At 37.1% G+C, this 20,106-nt stretch carries 18 protein-coding genes; 6 read left to right on the top strand and 12 right to left on the bottom strand.

Annotated features, from left to right (window positions below):
• Nucleotides 1-10: 10 nt before the first annotated feature.
• Both A923_RS0116795 and dusA read right to left on the bottom strand, forming a co-directional pair.
• The gene (locus A923_RS0116795) at nt 11-1,630 is read right to left on the bottom strand and encodes a methyl-accepting chemotaxis protein (protein WP_017222851.1); all 1,620 of its coding nucleotides are present in this window, start codon (nt 1,628-1,630) and stop codon (nt 11-13) included.
• Between the two features lie 364 nt (nt 1,631-1,994).
• Nucleotides 1,995-2,963 (bottom strand): tRNA dihydrouridine(20/20a) synthase DusA, encoded by a 969-nt coding sequence (dusA, locus tag A923_RS0116790; protein WP_017222850.1) that lies wholly within the window; start codon nt 2,961-2,963, stop codon nt 1,995-1,997.
• A gap of 248 nt (nt 2,964-3,211) precedes the next feature.
• Here dusA and A923_RS0116785 point away from each other — a divergent pair, with 248 nt between their 5' ends.
• The 3 genes from A923_RS0116785 to A923_RS0116775 all read left to right on the top strand — a co-directional run bounded on the left by A923_RS0116785 (nt 3,212) and on the right by A923_RS0116775 (nt 7,547).
• Nucleotides 3,212-4,279, top strand: a complete 1,068-nt coding sequence (locus A923_RS0116785; RefSeq protein WP_017222849.1) for a site-specific integrase — start codon at nt 3,212-3,214, stop codon at nt 4,277-4,279.
• A gap of 264 nt (nt 4,280-4,543) precedes the next feature.
• On the top strand, nt 4,544-5,632 hold the full coding sequence (locus A923_RS22665; RefSeq protein WP_017222848.1) for a site-specific integrase: 1,089 nt from the start codon (nt 4,544-4,546) through the stop codon (nt 5,630-5,632).
• A gap of 346 nt (nt 5,633-5,978) precedes the next feature.
• Nucleotides 5,979-7,547 carry a hypothetical protein gene (locus A923_RS0116775; protein WP_026006297.1) on the top strand — a complete coding sequence of 523 codons (1,569 nt, stop codon included), beginning with the start codon at nt 5,979-5,981 and terminating at the stop codon, nt 7,545-7,547.
• A gap of 77 nt (nt 7,548-7,624) precedes the next feature.
• Here A923_RS0116775 and A923_RS0116770 read toward each other — a convergent pair whose 3' ends face one another.
• From A923_RS0116770 to A923_RS0116755, 4 genes are all read right to left on the bottom strand, one after another.
• Complete coding sequence (locus A923_RS0116770; RefSeq protein WP_017222846.1) at nt 7,625-8,503, bottom strand: nucleotidyltransferase family protein; 879 nt, start codon at nt 8,501-8,503, stop codon at nt 7,625-7,627.
• On the bottom strand, nt 8,503-10,659 hold the full coding sequence (locus tag A923_RS0116765; RefSeq protein ID WP_017222845.1) for an NACHT domain-containing protein: 2,157 nt from the start codon (nt 10,657-10,659) through the stop codon (nt 8,503-8,505). Before A923_RS0116765 ends, A923_RS0116770 begins: the two co-directional genes overlap by 1 nt.
• Nucleotides 10,660-10,750: 91 nt before the next feature.
• Nucleotides 10,751-11,113, bottom strand: coding sequence for a hypothetical protein (locus A923_RS0116760; RefSeq protein WP_017222844.1), 363 nt, complete (start codon nt 11,111-11,113; stop codon nt 10,751-10,753).
• A 587-nt stretch (nt 11,114-11,700) separates the two neighbouring features.
• Entirely contained in the window at nt 11,701-12,282 is a 582-nt protein-coding gene (locus A923_RS0116755; RefSeq protein ID WP_237716234.1) for a hypothetical protein, read from the bottom strand.
• Between the two features lie 533 nt (nt 12,283-12,815).
• On the opposite strand from A923_RS0116755, the gene A923_RS0116750 reads away from it, so the two are divergent.
• Nucleotides 12,816-13,649, top strand: coding sequence for a hypothetical protein (locus tag A923_RS0116750; RefSeq protein ID WP_017222842.1), 834 nt, complete (start codon nt 12,816-12,818; stop codon nt 13,647-13,649).
• Between the two features lie 42 nt (nt 13,650-13,691).
• Here the strand turns inward: A923_RS0116750 and A923_RS0116745 are convergent, their stop codons facing one another.
• The gene (locus tag A923_RS0116745) at nt 13,692-13,964 is read right to left on the bottom strand and encodes a hypothetical protein (RefSeq protein WP_017222841.1); all 273 of its coding nucleotides are present in this window, start codon (nt 13,962-13,964) and stop codon (nt 13,692-13,694) included.
• A gap of 39 nt (nt 13,965-14,003) precedes the next feature.
• A complete protein-coding gene (locus tag A923_RS0116740) occupies nt 14,004-14,288 on the bottom strand; it encodes a pyocin activator PrtN family protein (RefSeq protein ID WP_017222840.1) in 285 nt (94 codons plus the stop codon).
• Between the two features lie 775 nt (nt 14,289-15,063).
• Between A923_RS0116740 and zur the strand changes: the two genes are divergently transcribed.
• Entirely contained in the window at nt 15,064-15,504 is a 441-nt protein-coding gene (zur, locus tag A923_RS0116735) for a zinc uptake transcriptional repressor Zur (RefSeq protein WP_017222839.1), read from the top strand.
• Between the two features lie 23 nt (nt 15,505-15,527).
• Nucleotides 15,528-15,992, top strand: a complete 465-nt coding sequence (locus A923_RS0116730; protein ID WP_017222838.1) for a chemotaxis protein CheX — start codon at nt 15,528-15,530, stop codon at nt 15,990-15,992.
• Nucleotides 15,993-16,129: 137 nt separating this feature from the next.
• Here A923_RS0116730 and A923_RS0116725 read toward each other — a convergent pair whose 3' ends face one another.
• The 4 genes from A923_RS0116725 to alr form a co-directional block, all read right to left on the bottom strand.
• Complete coding sequence (locus A923_RS0116725; RefSeq protein ID WP_017222837.1) at nt 16,130-16,732, bottom strand: peroxiredoxin C; 603 nt, start codon at nt 16,730-16,732, stop codon at nt 16,130-16,132.
• A gap of 323 nt (nt 16,733-17,055) precedes the next feature.
• Nucleotides 17,056-17,943, bottom strand: coding sequence for a radical SAM protein (locus A923_RS0116720; protein ID WP_017222836.1), 888 nt, complete (start codon nt 17,941-17,943; stop codon nt 17,056-17,058).
• An 88-nt stretch (nt 17,944-18,031) separates the two neighbouring features.
• Entirely contained in the window at nt 18,032-18,679 is a 648-nt protein-coding gene (locus A923_RS0116715; RefSeq protein ID WP_017222835.1) for a TetR/AcrR family transcriptional regulator, read from the bottom strand.
• Nucleotides 18,680-19,030: 351 nt separating this feature from the next.
• Entirely contained in the window at nt 19,031-20,104 is a 1,074-nt protein-coding gene (gene alr / locus A923_RS0116710) for an alanine racemase (RefSeq protein WP_017222834.1), read from the bottom strand.
• Nucleotides 20,105-20,106 lie beyond the last annotated feature (2 nt).

The following is a 20,106-nucleotide window of genomic DNA, read 5'->3' as shown; positions in this document are numbered from 1 at the left end:
TAATTTCTAACTACACACTAAATTGATTTGTTGCTTGTCTTAATTTTTGAGTGGCAGCTTCGATCGCTTGGGTGATCTCGTCCAGCACTTCGGTATCTTCAGATACTTGTGTGGCAATCGAATGCGTTTCATCGATATAACCATGTATCAGTTTTGACGTCTGTGCCTGTTCTTCCGTAGCAGATGCAATTTGCTCATTGACTACGTTGATGGCTTCAACTTTAACCGAAATACTTGTCAGAGAATCGCCAGCACTTGATGACTGCTCTACGCCCATATCCGCTTTACTCATTCCACGTTGCATCGCTTCCACAGCTCCTCGAGAAGCACGTTGCAACTCTTCCAATACTTGTTGGATTTCTTGAGTTGAGTCTTGTGTGCGAGATGCTAAAGTCCGAACTTCGTCTGCAACAACAGCAAAACCTCGTCCTTGTTCTCCCGCACGCGCCGCTTCAATTGCTGCATTTAATGCTAACAGATTGGTTTGGTCGGCGATACTACGGATAGTGTCGAGGATCAGCCCGACATTGCTAGTATGAGCGTCTAATTCGTCGATTACTTTTGAGGCAGTTTTTACCTCGTCAGCCAGTTCGTGTATGGCTTCAATGGTCTTTTTAACAACCACTGTCCCGGTCTCTGCTTCGCTGTTTGCGCTGCTTGCTTCCGCAGAAGCATTAGATGCATAATCAGCAATATGCCTGACAGTATCAAACATCTCGTTCATCGAGCGAGATACCTGATCAATCGACTGACTTTGCTCTTGAATTCGGGATTTAGACGTGCAACTTGATGTCGCTAATTGTGTCGATGCTTGTGATAGCGAATCGATTGAATTAATGGTTTCGCTAATACTGCGATGAAGCTTATCTAAAAACTGGTTAAACCAATGAACAAGATCACCTACTTCGTCTTTATTCACGTAATCGATACGGATGGTAAGGTCACCATCACCTTGCGCGATCGCTTTTAATGAATCTGATACTTTACGAATACTGCCGGTGATCGACACCGTCAGCCAATAACACACCGCCAGTACTAAGGTAATCACACCGACAGCTAACATAACACCGCGATTACGGCTTTTATCAGAGTTCGCTAATGAGGTATCAATCAAGGCTGTAAAGTCAGCTTGACTATCGTCCTTAAATTTACCAAGGTCAGCCAACAACTTTTCTAATTTAAGGCTATTTTTCTCGGCTAGATCAGACAGGTTATCCATTGATATAGTGCCACTAATCAAACCATTAGCTAAATACTTCGCCGAATTATAATATGCTTTAGCTTCACCCTTAATTAACAATAGCTCGCTACGTTTATCAGGATGAATTGAATTAATAAAATCTAATTGGGTAACCAGGTCAGCATAAACTGCATCAGCACTTAGCAGCATATCTTCATCACCAATGGTGACTGATGTTTCAATTGCCTGTGTTAGCTCGGAAATTTTACTGTTACTGATCGTCGCCGCTTCAAGTACTGGATAATAAATGGCAGACAGTTGCGATAAACGTTCTTTATTTTCTTTCACCACAAGAATATTGGCGAACAGATAAGTTAAAAAACCCACGACAACAACCGCCGAAAGAATGCCGATCTTATGCTTAATTTTTAGTTGGGTGGAGAGTCCCATTTAATACCTCTATAGCGTTTGTAAGTTAGTTTGATATATGATGAAAATACCAATTAAGTCCCTTTGATCTAACTTATAGATCGGACAATATCCTTGAATTATTTAATAACTTATCGGCCTAGAAATTAAAATCATGACCGTTTTTGTATATTAGATGTTATTAAATCGTTAGTATTAGACTATTCATACTACCTGAATAAATTAACTCAAACGAGGCTCTGCAGTTAATAACTAGCCAGCCCTTAAAAATCATACAAAAAAAAAGCTTATTATATGCATCATAATAAGCTTTATTGTTTTTGGTTTTCTAAATTAATTTGTCAATATTTAGGCATTATAGCTTTCACTTTTAGGAACTATAACTTTAGCTCTTAGGTACTAAAAGTAATGCTGCTTGCACAACTTCAACACCCGCGCCTTTTTTATGTCCTTGCTCACTAAGATGACGTTTCCACGCTCTTGCGCCTGGCAAGCCAAGGAATAGACCAAGTATATGACGATAAATATGCGTTAAACTGCCGCCGTTACGAATATGATTTTCAATATACGGTAGCATCATTTCAGCATAATCATGGCGGCTTAACGTCGATTTTTCTGCGCCATAAACCAGCTCATCAATTTGGCTCAGTAAGAAAGGATTGTGGTACGCTTCACGCCCCATCATTACGCCGTCAACATGACCTAAATGAAGTTGCGTTTCCGCTAATGTTTTAACACCGCCATTAATACCAATAAATAGCTCAGGAAAGTCCTGCTTAATATCGTAAACACGTTGATAATTAAGTTCTGGGATCTCACGATTCTCTTTCGGGCTTAAACCACTTAACCAAGCTTTACGCGCATGTAAGGTAAAGTCATTACAGCCTGTTGCAGCTACCGTCTCGATAAACGTTTGTAAAAATTCATATGAATCTTGATCATCAATACCAATACGGGTTTTCACTGTGATCGGGATATCCACCACGTCTTGCATGGCTTTAACACAATCCGCCACCAGTGTTGGTTCCGCCATTAAACAAGCGCCAAACTTACCACTTTGCACGCGGTCTGACGGACAACCCACGTTTAAGTTAATTTCGTCATAGCCACGTTCTTGTGCCAACTTCGCACTTTGTGCTAAATCGATTGGATTACTACCACCCAACTGTAACGACACAGGGTGCTCTTCTTGGTTGTAGGCAAGATAATCACCGCGGCCGTGAATAATCGCACCCGTGGTGACCATTTCGGTATACAACAAGGTATTCTTGGTTAACAAACGATGGAAGTAACGGCAATGACGGTCTGTCCAATCCAACATAGGGGCAATAGAAAAACGTCCAGATGGGTACATATTTAAAACCTTTTTGTAATCAAGTGGTTACAGATAGTACCTAATCTTGGCATTCTGCTTAATTTGTCCTATTTTGTCCTATTTATGCAATGAGGGACAAAACAGGGACAAATAAGGGACAGATAACGCCCCTTATTTAAGGCTGCGGATTATACAGATTTGATAGGTGTGCTTCAATGAGCACGTTTTATCTACACAGACAGCATTAGCACTTCAAAACTCAATTAATAACATAAGAGAGATTTGAAATGCCTAAAATTACTATCGAGAAAATTAAACTTAAGAAAGGATTTTCATACAAAGCACGGGTGCGAGTGACTAAAAATGGCTTGCGTATGTTTGAAAAATCAAAAACTTTAGCGACAAAATCGGCAGCCACTAAATGGGCAAAAGATCTAATTCAAGCTATTAATAATGATGGTTTATCTACAATGAAGGATTCCAAAAAGAAGATTTTAATTGGTGATCTAATCACGTTATATCTTAATGACAGTGTCACATCTAAAAATTTAGGCAGATCAAAATCTGCTGTTCTTAGACGATTACGTAGCTATGATATTGCACTAGTACAAGCCGATGAACTCACAGCAACAGATCTTGTTAGACACTGTCGCGTAAGGCTAAATGAGCCCTCCGCACCGCTCCCTCAGACTGTTTATCATGATATAACTTACTTACGTAGTGTCATTAATGTTGCAGGTCCAATGTTTGGATATGACGCAAATATTCATGCACATAACGAGGCTATTCCAACTCTCGTTAAATACGAACTTATCGGTCGCAGCGACAAACGAGACCGACGCCCAACGCCTCAGGAATTAGAACTAGCACTAGAGGGGCTACATAGACGTCAGAGCCATAGAGCATCACACATCCCTCTTGTAGACATTTTTCATATATCAATTTCCACCTGTATGCGATTGGGAGAAATTACTCGAGTTACATGGGATGATTTTGATGAAAATACAGCAACCTTAACGATTCGAGATCGTAAAGACCCACGGAATAAAAAAGGAAATCACTGCACTATCCCCCTCTTCCCTGAAGCTGTTGAGATTATAATACGACAACTTAAACTCACTGAAAAAATATTTCCATATAATGCCCAATCGATTGGCGCAGCTTGGCAGCAGGTGTGTAAAGATCAGAATATTGAAGACTTACACTATCACGATCTTAGAGCCGAGGGCGCTTGCCGACTGTTCGAACGGGGATTGAATATAGTCGAAATATCAAAAATAACGGGGCACAGGGACATCAATGTACTGAATAATATTTACCTTCGTGTTGGCGTAGCAGATTTACACAAGCGATAACCTCAACAAGTAAAATATCAGCCTAGAAATTAATCATAGAGTGATATTTTTGTTACGTAGATCCACATTTAAAGAAAAAGATCCATTGCGGTATCTATCTACATCTGACTCTAAATCAGACGTAGATAGATGTTAAATATGAACAAGTCATAATTTACTATCACTATAAGTATATAAAATTACTAAATAAAAAATCTTTACTCTTTTACTTATAGTCATTAGCCTTACTTCAAAGCCGAAACGGCAAAAAACAAAAAAACAAAAATGTGTTCTATTTCAATTGAAAAAGCGAACCCTCAAAAAGAATACTGTAAAAAATTCAAAATCAGGATCAAACCTGCCCGAAAAGATCCAATTTCAGGTCAAAAAACTAGGGTTTTTAAAACTTATTCTCAAGCTGCCAGCTATAAGACCAAGATTACAACTCAAATTGAAAATAACGATTTTAGTTTTTTCATTGGTATGAATAAAAAATTAAGTACGATTGGAGATATTGTTAACGATTGTTTGCGCATATCCATAATGTCTGACGATCTTAATCCAAAAATAAAACCGATTTTAGCATTGATGTTAACGACACCTATTGCAAAAGTACCAGCAGATCAATTAATAGCAAATGATTGGTATTGCTTAGGTCGCTATTTAAAATCTACGTTAAATATCAGACCACAAACTGTTGCAGGCTATCTTTCTGTTCTACATTCGACTCTTAGAGATTCTGTGACAATTTTATGTCATAAAGTCGCACTTGATTCATACTCTATCGGCGTATCTACGCTACGACGGAAGGGATATGTTTCTCGTAGCGAGACTCGCACACGTAGAATAACTAAAGATGAAGTAGCAATAATTAAAAGCGCGCTACTCGTTCGAGATACCAATCCACGTACAACAATTCGTATGACTGACATCTTTGAATTTGCGATAGAAACAGCTGCGCGTCTTTCAGAAATTTGTGTAAGTATCACTTGGGGGGACTGGGACTCCGAGAATCGAACACTAACAATACGCAATCGAAAAACACCAAAATGTGGGCAACAAATAAATTCTACATTTGAACTTTCTAGTAGAGCCATTGAGATATTAATGCAACAGCCTCGTCAATCTGATGACTCTCGCATTTTTCCTTATAATCCACAATCAGTGGGGGCTACTTGGCATAAAGTAATGAAAGAACTAGGAATTGAGGACTTACATTTTCATGATCTTCGTGCTGAGGGGCTTTGTCGTCTGTACGAAGCCGGTTGGAATATTGTTTCAATATCAAAAGTTTCTGGGCATAGAGATCTTAATATTTTGAACAATTTTTATCTGCGTGTTTACCCAACTCAGCTGAGCCTATTCATGGATTAATGATTATAGCTAAATCAAAGATTGGGAATACTGAACGGATGTAACCTATTTTGTTCTTGTAACGCTTAAATAAGAACATACAAACAATTAATAATCAACAGCTTACATCTGTTACCACTGTTACTTTAAAATTGATTTATATTTACAACTAAACTGTAATATCAATACTTAAAGATTAATCAATGTAGAAACAAGGAAACAAGGAAACTTAATTATAAGCAAATACCTTTAACGAATACTTCATCAAAACTTTTCATATCTTGAATTGTACTAATAAAAAAGTAAGTTTATTTACGAGACCATAATCTCGTAAATAAATAAAAATTAAAATAAAAATAAAAATAAAATGACAAATCTAGAAAAACAGCCTACCTCACGTGTGGTTGATAATACTAAAAAAGTTTATTCACCATCGACGACAAATATGGCTATGAGTATAAAGTCTGCGATTAATGGTTTATTAAAACTATCTCACGAACAAGATACGATTAAAATCCATATCGACTTAAATAATCTTGAGGGACAAATGCAAAATGCATTTTGGAGCGCTTCAAAAAATAATTTATTTATCATTACACCAGAAAATACACTTGCCAATTTTGTTGCAAAAGATGCAGAAACTTTTCTAAAATCGTTTTTTGGAGAAATCATTAATTATGAGCAATTCTGTGCATATGCAAACGAACAAATTCGTAGAATTACAGACAATAGGCAAGAACTAACTAAGTTATTAACAAAAATAAGAAACTTACCCACTGAGATGGTTTTGATAGACCACAAAAAAAATCAACGCGACAAAGTAAACGTAAACGTAGATATTTTCGCTGATAAATCTTACATATTAAGAGATCGTAGCAAAGTCACTGTGTATTTCAGACATGAAGCATATGAGTCACCAATCAAGTTTAAACAAATAGATCAAAGTGTTGTTGCTGATTATAAAGAACACTTCCCTCAACTTGATGATTTCATTTCATTTTTAGTGGCCTCTAGATTCACTGTTGATCGTAAAAAATGCTATCTATGGTTTAAATGCACCTCTGACTGGGGAAAAGGTTTATTATTTAACGAAATGAAGAGGTATGGTCTTGTTACGGAAACATCATTAACTGAAGTTGAAAAAATGATCAGCGGCTCACCAGTTGGAAAAAGTTACCATGATTTTATAGATTCTTTAATTTTATGGGTTGATGAATTCACAAATGTTACATCTGAATTGAAGGTACTTTGTTCTGATATAACAATATCCACAAAATATCAATTATCGATGGATGTGCCTCTATACTTGAAAATTTTTACTTCAGCAGAGTCAGTTTCAAGCTTAGCTAATGAATACGGAGTCGAAGATCAATTCGCGAACAGGTTTGCATTTATCGAAGGTAGTGGGTCTATCGAGAAAAGAGAAAAATGGAAGAAAGTAGGTAAAACAACTTATGGGGATAATGTGATTAGCTATATTATTAATATCATTAACCGCGATATCAATGATTACATTAAGCTTGGAAAGATACTTGCTGCAAATAAAGCTGATACATTTATTGACAAATATCACGAATTTTATTCTATTGATAAAACATTTTCAAAATTGAGCGATAACTTGATTCTTATAGCTAACGAAATTTTGGATTTTATACTCAATGAAAATAATTTTAGCCCTGTAGGTAAACACCTAAAAAAAACAAAAGATAACGGTAATTATCTTTCCTCCGCGAGTAAGGTTGTATCAATTGTCATTGATGAACTCTATGACAAGTCATCATCACAAGCTTACCAAAAAAGACGAGATGAAATCATACAGTTACTATCTAGCGACGGGCAAGGTATTAAACAACGCCGAGTAGAGGGCAAAAATGGTAAATTTTTAAAACTAAAAAGCCCTGATGATTTTGATTTATCTGGATTACCGAGCATCTAAATACAGATAATTAGATTTCTATCGCCGACGGTTTAGGCGATAGAAATTTAATGTCTTAGAACGGCCAACGCTTATAGCTATACTCTTTCTAGTTTTTCTAAACACTCATCAATTAATACCTGCGGAGTGATTTCTGTAATGCTTACATCTTTAACTATAAAGACATTAGCAAAATAAATAATATTATTAACAGTGATTGGATAGTCAAATTGCATTTTATTAAATAATGAAATCATTTTAGTTCTATCAATCCGATAGAATTTTTTTGCTAATTCATTATCACCATCAAATATATCTATAATCTCTCGCTTTAGGTTAACTTTGGCCAAGCGAAGTCTAAATTTTTGGCGTATCATTGCTTCCCAATTTTTGCGCTTATAGTGACCATAAGCTATTTCTTCTAATATTTTAATCATCGTCCATTCATTCGTCTCAAGAGATGCGTATACGCCATTAAACATTCTTGACTCTATTGGAAATGGTGTCCAATCATCTTGATACTTAAACCTTAAATCATGTTCAACTTCATGCCAGCCTTCGGATAACACTGTTCTTATCTGTAATTCAAACGTCTTATCTACTTTATGCGCAATTTCAGGTGATAACTCATAATCTTTCTCAGGTGGTACGTCGTACACCAAATTATAACGTACAGGCTTGAAAGTTGTTTCATTCATACTATCAATGCTTTGATCTTTTTCTCTCTCTTCAAAGACTCTACCAATCACTTCGTGAACAATTTTAATATCATCCGCAAAGTATAACACTATACGAATTCCAATAAGATCTTGAAGGTACTTAGTAACCCCATACTCAGTATCTCGCTCAAGCTTATATTTCAGGGAAACGTGATCCTTAACACGGCCAAAAATGCGATACATAATCCCCATTTGATTTAAGGTTTCAACTAACTGCGTTTGTATTTCTTGAGATACAACCTCTACAGGGTACTTCATTAAACTCTTCCTATAAGTTGTTTTATTTCCGCCATTTTTGAAGTATTTATAGCTATATATGAACCATCAGTTGCATCAACTAAAAGTCCATTTCGCTTAAGACGTTTTACTTCTTTCGTAATATCTCGCTTAGTGCACCCATCAACCTGTATTTTATAAATACTTGCTAGGGGGATATGGATCCTTTCACAACTGTTTGAACCCACGGGGAAATATCGACGGAATATTTGTAAAGTCAGCTCACTTATTGAATTTGACTCTTCAACAACCTGATATTCTTCTAATTCGAGGATAAAGTGATTGTTATCGATACAGTTTAATAACTCCATTGAATTATCGTTTATGCTCTCTCCAACGGATGAACAATCATAAAACTTACAATTAATGAACGTCGCATTTTTTATATTATCAATATAGAAATCTACATTAGAGAAAAAGCAGTTACTAAAAGAGATACTATCTACACATGTGTCTTTGAAAAAATCAATGCAGCTAACATCTAGCGAGTTAATCGATGTAGCGTTGTAATCTTCACTATAAATACGTCCAAGCATTTTTATTTCATAAGACATACGGTCAGAGTCAGATAGAAATACTTTCATATGTTCTAATTTTTTCCACAACTCAGTCCGCTCATGCTGGGTTCGAGCTCTGTAAGATGCTATAGCAGGTTCTACAAATCTCTCATCACTGGCAATCCACTCACCATCAAAATCAAAAATTGACTCTGCGATATAATTCCCAAAAACAAATTCGTTTATAAACTCAATACGTCCTTCACCTTGATTGCTACGGTCAAAAAAAGCATGAGTAGCCAATGTCGAAGCAAGCGCATCTAATGTAGGTCGGTCTCTGATAGGGTAAAGCTTTCGAGTGGCCTCGAGTAGCTGCAAACATTTACTTTTAAACAACTCAACTATTTTATCTTTACCATCGGAAGTATAATTTTCTTCGCACATATTCTCAGCGATAGTCGCTAAAACTTTAGTTTGATGCTCAGGCATCATAGGAAGGTTTTGGCGTTCCATCTCTCGTTCTAACATGGCTGTAAAATAATGAGAGACAATTTTCTCTGGTGTTTTTAACAACCCATAAAACTGTTCGGACTTCAACGCTCTTAGATAAGCAAGTAATACTGGATTAGATAGTTTATCGAGTTCTAGTCCCACTTCGCTTAAACCAGTCCGCCTTTCTTCATCCAACCAATCTTCAATCCTAGGAGGCTGAATACGATATCGTTTAAAAGTAAACTTCTCTGAATAGCTTTCTACCCATTCATTGAATACACTGCCGTCAAAGATTGCTGCTCGTCTTGACGTAATAATAATTTTTGCATTTTTAACAAGTAACTCTCCTATAGTTTCTAGCATTGGTTCAGCATTTTCGTAATTTTCTTCAGATCTCTCTTTTGAGTCTTCGCCAAGCAACTCATCAAAACCATCCAAAACCATCACAATTCGGCCATTTTGCAACTCATCAATAACAACGTCAGACTTAACTTGGCTAAAAGCACGATCGACTTCTTTAACAAACACATGACCAAATACCCTAGCCTGACGATCTCTAGAAAATTCTGTAAAAAAGGGAATTGGCGTATTCGATGTTTTTGCTAATTGGTCTATTAACTCATAGGACGTACACGTTTTACCAAAACCTGCAGGAGCTTCAATTAAAATAAGTTGTGCTCCCTCAGCATTTATACCATTAGCTATATTATCAACAATCGGAGTATCGTTTTCCGGTGTGGAATAAGAATTCACACTCAAAGAATATGGGGCATTAATGTATTTATATTCAAGTTGTTCAGATTCAGGGAAACTACTTAGAATTGAATCCGTATATGATTGATATTCATCATGGATACGAGACTTCCAACGTTCAACATCAAAAAAACCGTCAAATAATCCTTTCTCAATTTGCTCTATCGTATCGTATTTATTCCGTTTAATTGATACACCAAGCTCTTTTAAATCTTCAATTTTACGTATAATGTCAAGTTCATCATCTTTATTTGTGGCTAATTGCACAATTTCAGCGTTATGAAAAAAGCCCGACTTAAAGGTAAAAGTTAAATAGGAGGAATTAGAGGAGCTTTTTTTGTATTCAAAGCTATATTTTCTGAATTTTTCAATAACCTGAGAACAATTTATGGACATTTACACTTCTCGACAATGTAATCTTAAGTCTTTGAAGTGTAACACGTTTGGTTTTTTCAAATCAAACGTGTTTCACAGTTACTAAGAAAAACTATCGTGTAAGATTAGGTGCAGAATCTCTTATTTTTGTTCCCATACTTCTAACTATGACCCTAGCAATGTCTACTTTTTTATTAATAATATCGTCTGCCGTCATTCCGTCGACTCTCGTATTTTCACTTATAATGTCAGACTTCATACTAAATTTATAGTTATCAGAGACATCATCAAGTTCAATCGACTTAACATATGCGTCAGTAAAGTTTCGAATATAGAGATCATTTTTAAAGTTGTTGTCCTTGTCTTTTTCCATTCCAAAGCGCGTATTCTTAGTCATGTCAAAGACAATATCTAATACAGTCGCACGCATACTTTCTTCTAGCCTAGCTTCTTCAACAAAATCAAATTGCTTCATACTTTTAATTAAAGTTTACAAAATTAAAAACACTTAACCAAATAATTTTCATGAAATATGGCAATTATTTTTGGGGTCATCAAGAAGGGTATTCATTATTTTTTTTGGGTTTGATAACGACATTACTACCAATAATTGCTGCAAGCATACTAATAGTAGAGACAGCAAGAAAATCAGGTGCAGTGTTATCCAGACTATATGTAGTTTCTAATACATATCGACGAAGACGACTCGGTGGTGGTATTAAGGTAATGGGTCAGGCATACCTACATTCACCTTTTTAGAGTTTACATGTTGAGGAAAAATTCGCTTTGTAGGTTTTTAGGCTCTACGGTATTTTTTATACTCTGATTTATAAGAAATATAGATCTTAATTTTTATAAATACAAACTCTTGAGCTAAGCTTCTGAAAATTAGGCTAATTAGAAGGATTATCTTCGGCAAGTGATATCGGACTTAACGAGTATAAAAAATCCAAGTGTATAGGACACTTGGATTTTGCCAGTAGAGAAAAGTCTGTCAACTGATCATGTTTACCTTAACTGATCAGCATAGTGTCTTAAATAGTCAATTTCAATGAACTACTATCATCGATTCAAATTTAATAACTCATAAACTGCATCTGCAGATGAATAAATTGATTGTTCGCACACAAGTTTTCTAAACTGCCCTTCTGTAAGTGATTCTAGATCTTGAGCGTATGCAATATCAGGGTTAGTAAGACTAATGTCATCGAAATCCATAAATTCGGTAGCACTCCACTCAACATCAATCAGTTTTCCAATATCAATCTGTCTTTCAGCGTCACAGTTGTCTATCTGCTGCTGAACTCGAAGAATGAAACTATGCCAATCACTTGAAAGAATATGAATCCCCCTATCTGCTGGGAGTTCATATAAAGTAGCATTCGCGAAATATGGTTTACTCTCTGTCAATATTGGTGTTTCACATACAGTGTTATCACTATATAAAAGAACACCAACACCCCCATTATTTTCGAGACAAGTGATATCGCACGACAGCAAGTTTGAAATTTCTAAGCTGGAAATATTAGTCTTTTTTGACTTATCAATGCATACCATTAGATCTTCGATTTCACTGTTCTGTACAAAAATTTCAGTAGCTTGCTGTAATAGCTGAAATGAACTAAATCCACAAGATTTCGCCATTAGCTGGTACGTCTGATTTAATGTTAGTGATCGAGAGTCAGGCTTAACTTGTTGAAACAGAAATTTTACCGAATGTGTAAAAGTATTTGGAGTAATAATTGCAGCTGTGCAGTATGCATGAATCATAGTTTTAGCCCTTTACCGCCAGCATGTGTCATTTTCTGAAAATACCAACGTATATTGACTAAGTTGATAGGTAAATTAGTAATGTTAATCAGTACTATTAAAATTGATTTACAGATGACACACCGTGGGCTCAATTGGCACTCGATATCATAAACCTACAGATACTTAATTGTCAATATTATACTGTGTACCTTTAATAGATAGAAAGACGTTCTAGATAATAATCGTAGGGATAAGAAAAATACAAATATAGCGCTCGTCAGGGTAGTTAGGAAGGGGAACCCTTCTTACAAGTGGACAACATAAAGCGAAGCGGTTGTCCTATCTTGAATACCATCCTATACCAAAACATATGAGGAGTTATTTGTATATTAGCCCAAAAAAAATTAAACTTAAATAAAAGATATATGCTAAAAAATTGGACAGTAACAACACAATCGGTGAAAGATACTGCTGACGGAGTAATAGCACGAGAGAAATATTACCTGTCGGAAAATCACCCTAACCATAAAACTACAGAAAAATTAATCTCGATAGTTGGTAACGAAAATACGTCTCGTCGCATTGCACTAATTGGTGAGCAGTTTCGACTAAATCAACAATTAAATAATACGAGAGGTGGCAGGCCACTATCAAGTTACGCAATAGAATTTTGTCTTACATTGCCAAAAGGTCATCGTCCTACCACAGAACAATGGCACTCAATCGTCACTGATTGCTGTGCAGTTCTAGCTAAAATGTTAAAGCTAACAGTGGAAGAACGCGAGCAATATAAAACACAAATTCGAGCTGTACTACATCAGCAACCACAAGACAATCTAAGAGGAACGGGCGATCATGTTCACCTGCTTATCGGTAAAGTTGTTGGCAACCGAGTGCTAAAAGAATTGCAACAGAAAAAAGCAACTAAACTAATTAAAACCGCTTTTAACGCTGCCGTACTAAAACATTTTGGGATAAGCCATCAAGAATATAAACCACACGAGCTGAATCGAGGAAAGCGCTTAGAAATGTGGAAGTATCAGCATCAAAAGTCACAAAGTGAACTTGATATTCAAAAATTAATAATTAAACTTCAAACACAGGCAGATAAGTGGTTTAAAGCCGCTGAAGATAATGATTACAAGCAAAAAAATCGTCAGCACAATCGAATGCAGAAAACATTTTTAGAGCTGAGTAACTCCGCATTAACAGCAGAACAAAAGAAACACGTAAGTAGATTAAAAATGAACATCAGATAAAAAATCAAGCCCGTTTTTATAACACGGGCTTATTTAATTAAATTAAATTAAAGACCAAAAATACTCCGACTCGAATGCACTTTCAATACTGTTACCACTTGATACATGACGCAGTAATATAAACACAGCTTCTAATTGCTTACTATCAACGTAACGCATCAAAGACGCGAGTTTAAGAGCCTCAAAGTCGTTATCGTTATGTAGATTTCGAATTAGTTGCTTAAGCTCTTGTCGATGTCCTGACTCACGAATTAATGCCTCTAAGTTACAAGCTTCATTACGAGTAAAAAATTGCGGATTGATATGAGACTGCACTGTAATATTTTCTATGATAATTATTACTCCAAAAACAATTTACACCTGTGAACGGATCCAATCTTGACGATGCTCTCGAGTTCTACGCTCTATATAATCAGCTAGATCATCAAAGTTAACGAGCCAAGTCGATTTTTGAGAATCAGACATACGAAAGACTGGGAATGGAAGTTCATGAAGAGCGGCTCTTCTCTTCGCTGTTCTTAGCGATAATCCAAGCATGGGCTGACAAATTTGCTCAAGTGGTAGCAGTGGTTCATGATTAAATTTTTCAGCTAATAATACGCGTGTAGTTAGTTGCAATTTTGATGATACGGTCATCATAATGTCTCTCAAAAAATGAATATATGAACGAAATAATTCATACGTATAATTAGTACAAAATTATTTTGATGATTCCAAATTTTTGAAGGATTACTTTACAATTTTTTTCGATAAGAATAGTATGAGAATTGAAGAGTTAATGACTGTATATAGCTGAAAAATGTCCCTTTTTTGTCCCTCACTGCACGAAAAGCAAGCGTAAGCGGTTGTTTTTAAATAGTTAATTACTAGCCTGTGTCCAATCGAGCATTGGGGCAATAGAAAAACGCCCAGGGGCATGAACACTGGTTATAACTGGCTTGGTCATTGCTTGAATATCTCTTATCTGGATGCGCTGTTACGCTAAATTAAGTGCACTAAATGTAAGTGCGCTAAATGTCATTAGGTTGCTTTCAAATTCGCACGACAGCAAAGCCGTGACGATGAAAAACAAGGGGGCGATCATACACCCTGAGTCACATAGTTTCAAAAATAAAGATCTTGTTCAAATAAGCGCTTGTCGATGACGAGCATAAGGAGAGTTTAGTGAGCGAGCCCTTTTCCAAACTCGCCTGACTAAATAGGATTGAAAAATAAAATAACCATACATTACTTATTGATATACAGCTCAAACATAAAAATACCCATTATTCATTATAGGCACCAAAGGTAAGCGAAGAAAATGCACGATAAACCACTATAAAAGGCAATTACGTCGCTATTTGTAGGCTATTATAATTAGAAAAGCGTCTCTAGTGTGTTAGCATTATCCTTTCGCAGCGACTTGATGAGCCCTATGACTGAATCAGCGAACAATTTACTCTACAGAGCGCAGCAGCTTTGTATTACGCGTGCAGTTCGCTTCACTCCTATTAGACAACAGATTTTTCTGTTAATGGCACAACACAACGCCATGATCAGCGCTTATGATCTGCTAGCTCAGTTACAGCAATTAGAACCAAATGCCAAACCGCCGACAATATATCGAGGTCTCGATTTCCTGCTCGAAGAAGGTTTTATCCATAAGATAGAGTCAAGTAATGCCTTTATTTTATGTCCGCATTTTGGTGAAAAGCATCCTTCACAATTACTCTTATGCAAGAGTTGTGGTGGCGTTATTGAATTACACAATGCCGAAATAGAAGAGTTGCTACAATCACTTGCCGATAAACATGGTTTTGCAATTACGACTAAGACAGTTGAAGCACACGGTATCTGTGCTGATTGTCGTGAATAATTAAATTTCAGGAACAACAAACTATGCGTGTAGAATTTATCAATCCATTTATCTCGTCGTTATTAAACGTATTAAATACCATGGCTCAAGTTGAGTTAACACCAGGTAAACCAAGACTTAAAAAAGACGATAAAGCGAAAGGTGATATCTCCGGTATTATGGGCATGATGTCAGAGCAAGCTAAAGGTTCATTTGCGCTGACATTTGATGAATCATTAGCGTTAGCTATCATGAATAACATGCTCGGTGAAAAGCCAGCTAAGATTGATGCTGAAGTCATTGATATGGTCGGTGAGATAACCAATATGGTTACCGGTGGTGCAAAACGTATTTTAGCTGATAAAGGCTTTGATTTTGATATGTCCACACCCATAGTGGTATCAGGCAAGGGTCATACCGTTACCCATAAATCTGATGGACCTAAATTATTACTGCCACTCACCAGTGCATTCGGCAGCGCCTCGATTGAAATATGCTTTGATAACTAAGTTATAATTAAATAATACAGCAATAACAAATGCTGTATTCAAGCAATAAGTGCAAACCCCAGATACTAAAAAGCCAATCTCAATGAGATTGGCTTTTTTATTAAGACTTAATTTTTACTTAACAAGTTAAGTATTAATTAAAGGCTTTTAGCATTTTTAGTTAGATATTTAGCAACGCCTTCTGGAGATGCGTCCATACCTTCTTTGCCAGCTTCCCATTGTGCAGGACAAACTTCACCGTTTTTCTCGTGGAAGTTTAGTGCATCAACCATACGTAGCATTTCGTCGATGTTACGGCCTAATGGAAGGTCGTTAACAACTTGGTGACGAACAACACCGTTTGTGTCGATTAGGAAAGAACCACGGAAAGCAACACCAGCTTCTGGATGCTCAACGTCATATGCTTTACAGATTTCGTGCTTAACGTCAGCTACTAGTGGGTATTTAACTGGACCAATACCGCCATCTTCGATAGCAGTGTTACGCCATGCGTTGTGGCTGAATTGTGAGTCAATTGAAACACCGATTACTTCAACGCCGCGCTTTTGGAATTCTTCAAGACGGTGATCAAAAGCGATTAGCTCTGATGGGCAAACGAATGTGAAATCAAGTGGGTAGAAAAATAAAACTGCTGATTTACCTTTAGTGAATTCAGTAAAGTTAAAGCTATCAACGATTTCGCCGTTACCTAGTACTGCTGCAGCTGTAAAATCAGGTGCTTGACGTCCTACTAAAACCATTTTAATCTCCTAAAATTAATTAAATATCCGCTTATTTACGGCATAATTTTTACATTAAATATAATCTTAAACCAATTGTTTGAGTCAATCATTTTAATAGTCAAGACCTATCAAACACTGGGTAACTATAAGATAATCTTTATTAAAATATAACCTTAGCAACCATAGCACTGCCCTTTCAGGTTGTCATCTTGTCTGATACATCTTTACAGATTACTGTGATACTTATTCTAAAGTACGATGATATTAGCAGCGCTAAATGTTGAAAATATGACAGTGTTAATACTAAAAAGATAATCGTTAGTTATGTCGAAAAACAATAGTTACAATCCGCGCTGCCATTCTTTACGTAGATGGCTTTGTTCCGGCGCTTCGATTGCACTCCGCACTTGTGCTAATAGCTGTGCTTTATCTTGCCCTAACGTGCCTTTCAAGGACAAGTAGTTAGAAGCATGGTCAGACCTAAACACGGTATGCTTTAATTCTAAATTCTCTAACAGCATCTGCATTTCCAAAAATAACCCGTGTTGGTCAGGTAATTGGAAACCATGCTCAAAATTCTTCGCAAACTTGGCTTGCCCTAATGGAAAAGACACCACTAACGTAGACAAGTAATCGGGTTGTGCTTCATTCATCAAGCGTGCTGAGTTTAATGCATGCTGCTCAGTAAACTCGGTACCACCTAGGCCATTTAAAATCATCACCGAGGTTTTAATACCTGCACCTTTCAGTTTGTATAACGCATCAAGTTGCGAGTCGTACGTTTCGCCTTTCTCAACTAACGCTAATACTTCATCGTCACCACTTTCACAACCGACATAGACAATACCGAGCCCTAAATTACATAACTCATAAAGCTCTGCTAATGATTTGCCTTTGATGTTACGAGGTAGGCAATAAGCACTGACTCTTTGCACATCGGGCATATGTTTGCGGATCAACAGTAAGATCTCTTTTAAGCGTTTAAACGGTAATGTCATGGCATCACCATCAGCAAGGAAGACCCGCTGATGCTTTTGACCACTGGCGACAACACTTAAAATTTCAGCTTCGATGTCGTCAATCTTTTTAGCACGAAATTTTTTCTGCGGTTGGGTATACATATCGCAAAACGTGCAGTTGTTCCAAGAGCAACCATTGGCGACTTGTAAGATCAATGAGCGCCATTCACTTGGCGGACGAAATACAGGTTCAACATAAGAGATAGGCATAAAACAGTTCCATTATTTGGGGGTAAGCATCCGCTGCTATTTAAGGAGAGTAGCAGTGTCATGGGCACAACACTGCTAATTTATTCGATTATTCTGCGTTTAACTGACCCTTAAGGTCATAACCAGAAATATGTGCATAATGAGTTAAATATACAGTCGCTAGCACTTTTGCTTCACGAACGTATTTATCTGCTGATTCAGGCTCTTGTACTGCTAGACGTAAAATAGAGCCGACAGTACGTGGTAAGATAACCGAGATCATCTTAATCTGCTCAGCGTTAATCTCATCAGAAACAATACTTTCCATTTGCTTTTGAATAACCGTAGAATGGAAATCAAGTGCTGACTGATCGATACTTTTCAGTTCGGGCAATGAATCAACACCAGACCAAACAGCCATATAACCCGGTTCTTTACGGTAAAATTCAGCGTATATCTCAATAACCAATTCAATGCGTTCTTCAAGCGGTAAATCACTTGGCACAGCTGAGAATCGTAATTGCAGTGCTTGGAGATGACGTTCTGCTAAAGCACGAATTATCGACGCTTTATTTGGGAAATAACGGTATAACGATGTTCTGGTTAAACCCGATGCCTTAGCAATATCAGAAGGTGTCGCATTAGCAATGCCTATTTCATCAAACAAGGCTGCAGCTGAATCAATAATTTGTTTTACTCTTTCAAGGCTTCTTTCCTGCCTCGGAAGGTTTCTCTGCGTCGTGTTATTTTCTGTCATATGCCCTCTACTGCTGTATACACTAAATGATAAAAAGTGAGATTTAATAAGCTTAATCATAACCCTTAGGTACATCAACTAACTTTACACGAATTACTGAATATCGAAGAAATAAAACAATAATTAGCTATTATCGATTCAAATAAAGCATTAAAGCAAATGATTAGAGTTATAACTCTAGGCTATAGTAGCGTAATTAATTCACAAAATGCAGATAATAAATGTATATACGTAGTCATTAATTGCATCAACATCATGACCATGTGTTAAATGTGCACATAGCAGCTTGATATAACTTAACTTTCGTTGATTTATAAAATGCTAACTCTAGCATTAGAGGCAACTACTTTTTTATAAATACTTAAGTGTTACCCGTTGTGTAAGTTTAGTGACGAGTTCATATGCAATGGTGCCTATGTGTTCTGCAACTAATTCAGCTGCTAAACCGGCGCCCCACATAATCACTTTATCACCCACTTTGTCTTGGCAATCAGCACCTAAGTCTACCGTGAGCATATCCATAGATACGCGGCCAACAATTGGTACAATACGACCATTAATAAGTACTGGCGTACCTTCCGGGGCCATACGTGGATAACCATCACCATAACCAACAGCAACAACGCCTAATCGAGTATCTTCAGGTGCACTCCAAATACCGCCATAGCCGGTGGTCTCACCTTGCTTGATATCATGTACTGCAATCAAATCCGTGGTTAATGTCATCACTGGCTTTAGGTTATGATCTACGGCTGTCGCACCGATCATCGGTGATACGCCATACAACATAATACCGGGACGGATCCATTCTCGACGTGCAGTTGGCCACGCTAATACACCGGCAGAGTTCGCAATCGAATGTTCACCCTCTTCACCAGCAACTAACTCATCAAATAAATCGATTTGGCGTTGGGTAATACTCGGTTCAGCTTCATCAGCACAGCTGAAATGCGTCATCAATCGTGCAGGTTGCACCACATTGGAATTGTTCTTCAATCGTTCAATAGCACGCTTACAGTTATCTGGGCGTATGCCCAAACGATGCATGCCAGTATCCATTTTCAACCACACATGAATTGGTGCGTCCAAATCTGCTTCTTCAAGTTCAGCAAGTTGTTGCTCGATATGTACCGATGTTTGGATGTTATTCGCGACCAAGATAGGTAATTCATCTGTCGAAAAAAAGCCTTCCAGCAACAAGATCGGTTTTACAATCCCGCCACTGCGCAACATCAATGCTTCTTCAACACGCGCGACAGCAAATGCATCAACCGCTTTCAGCGATCTGGCGACGGCAACGAGACCATGGCCATAAGCGTTCGCTTTTACCACTGCCATTATTTTACTGTTTGGCGCAATGCTTTTAATCTGTTTAACGTTATGCTGCAATGACTGCAAACATATTTCAGCCGTTGCTGAACGCATAG

Source organism: Moritella dasanensis ArB 0140 (assembly GCF_000276805.1).
GTDB lineage: Bacteria > Pseudomonadota > Gammaproteobacteria > Enterobacterales > Moritellaceae > Moritella > Moritella dasanensis.
The sequence above is the reverse complement of the archived record's forward strand: the minus strand, read 5'-3'. Positions and strand labels throughout refer to the sequence as shown.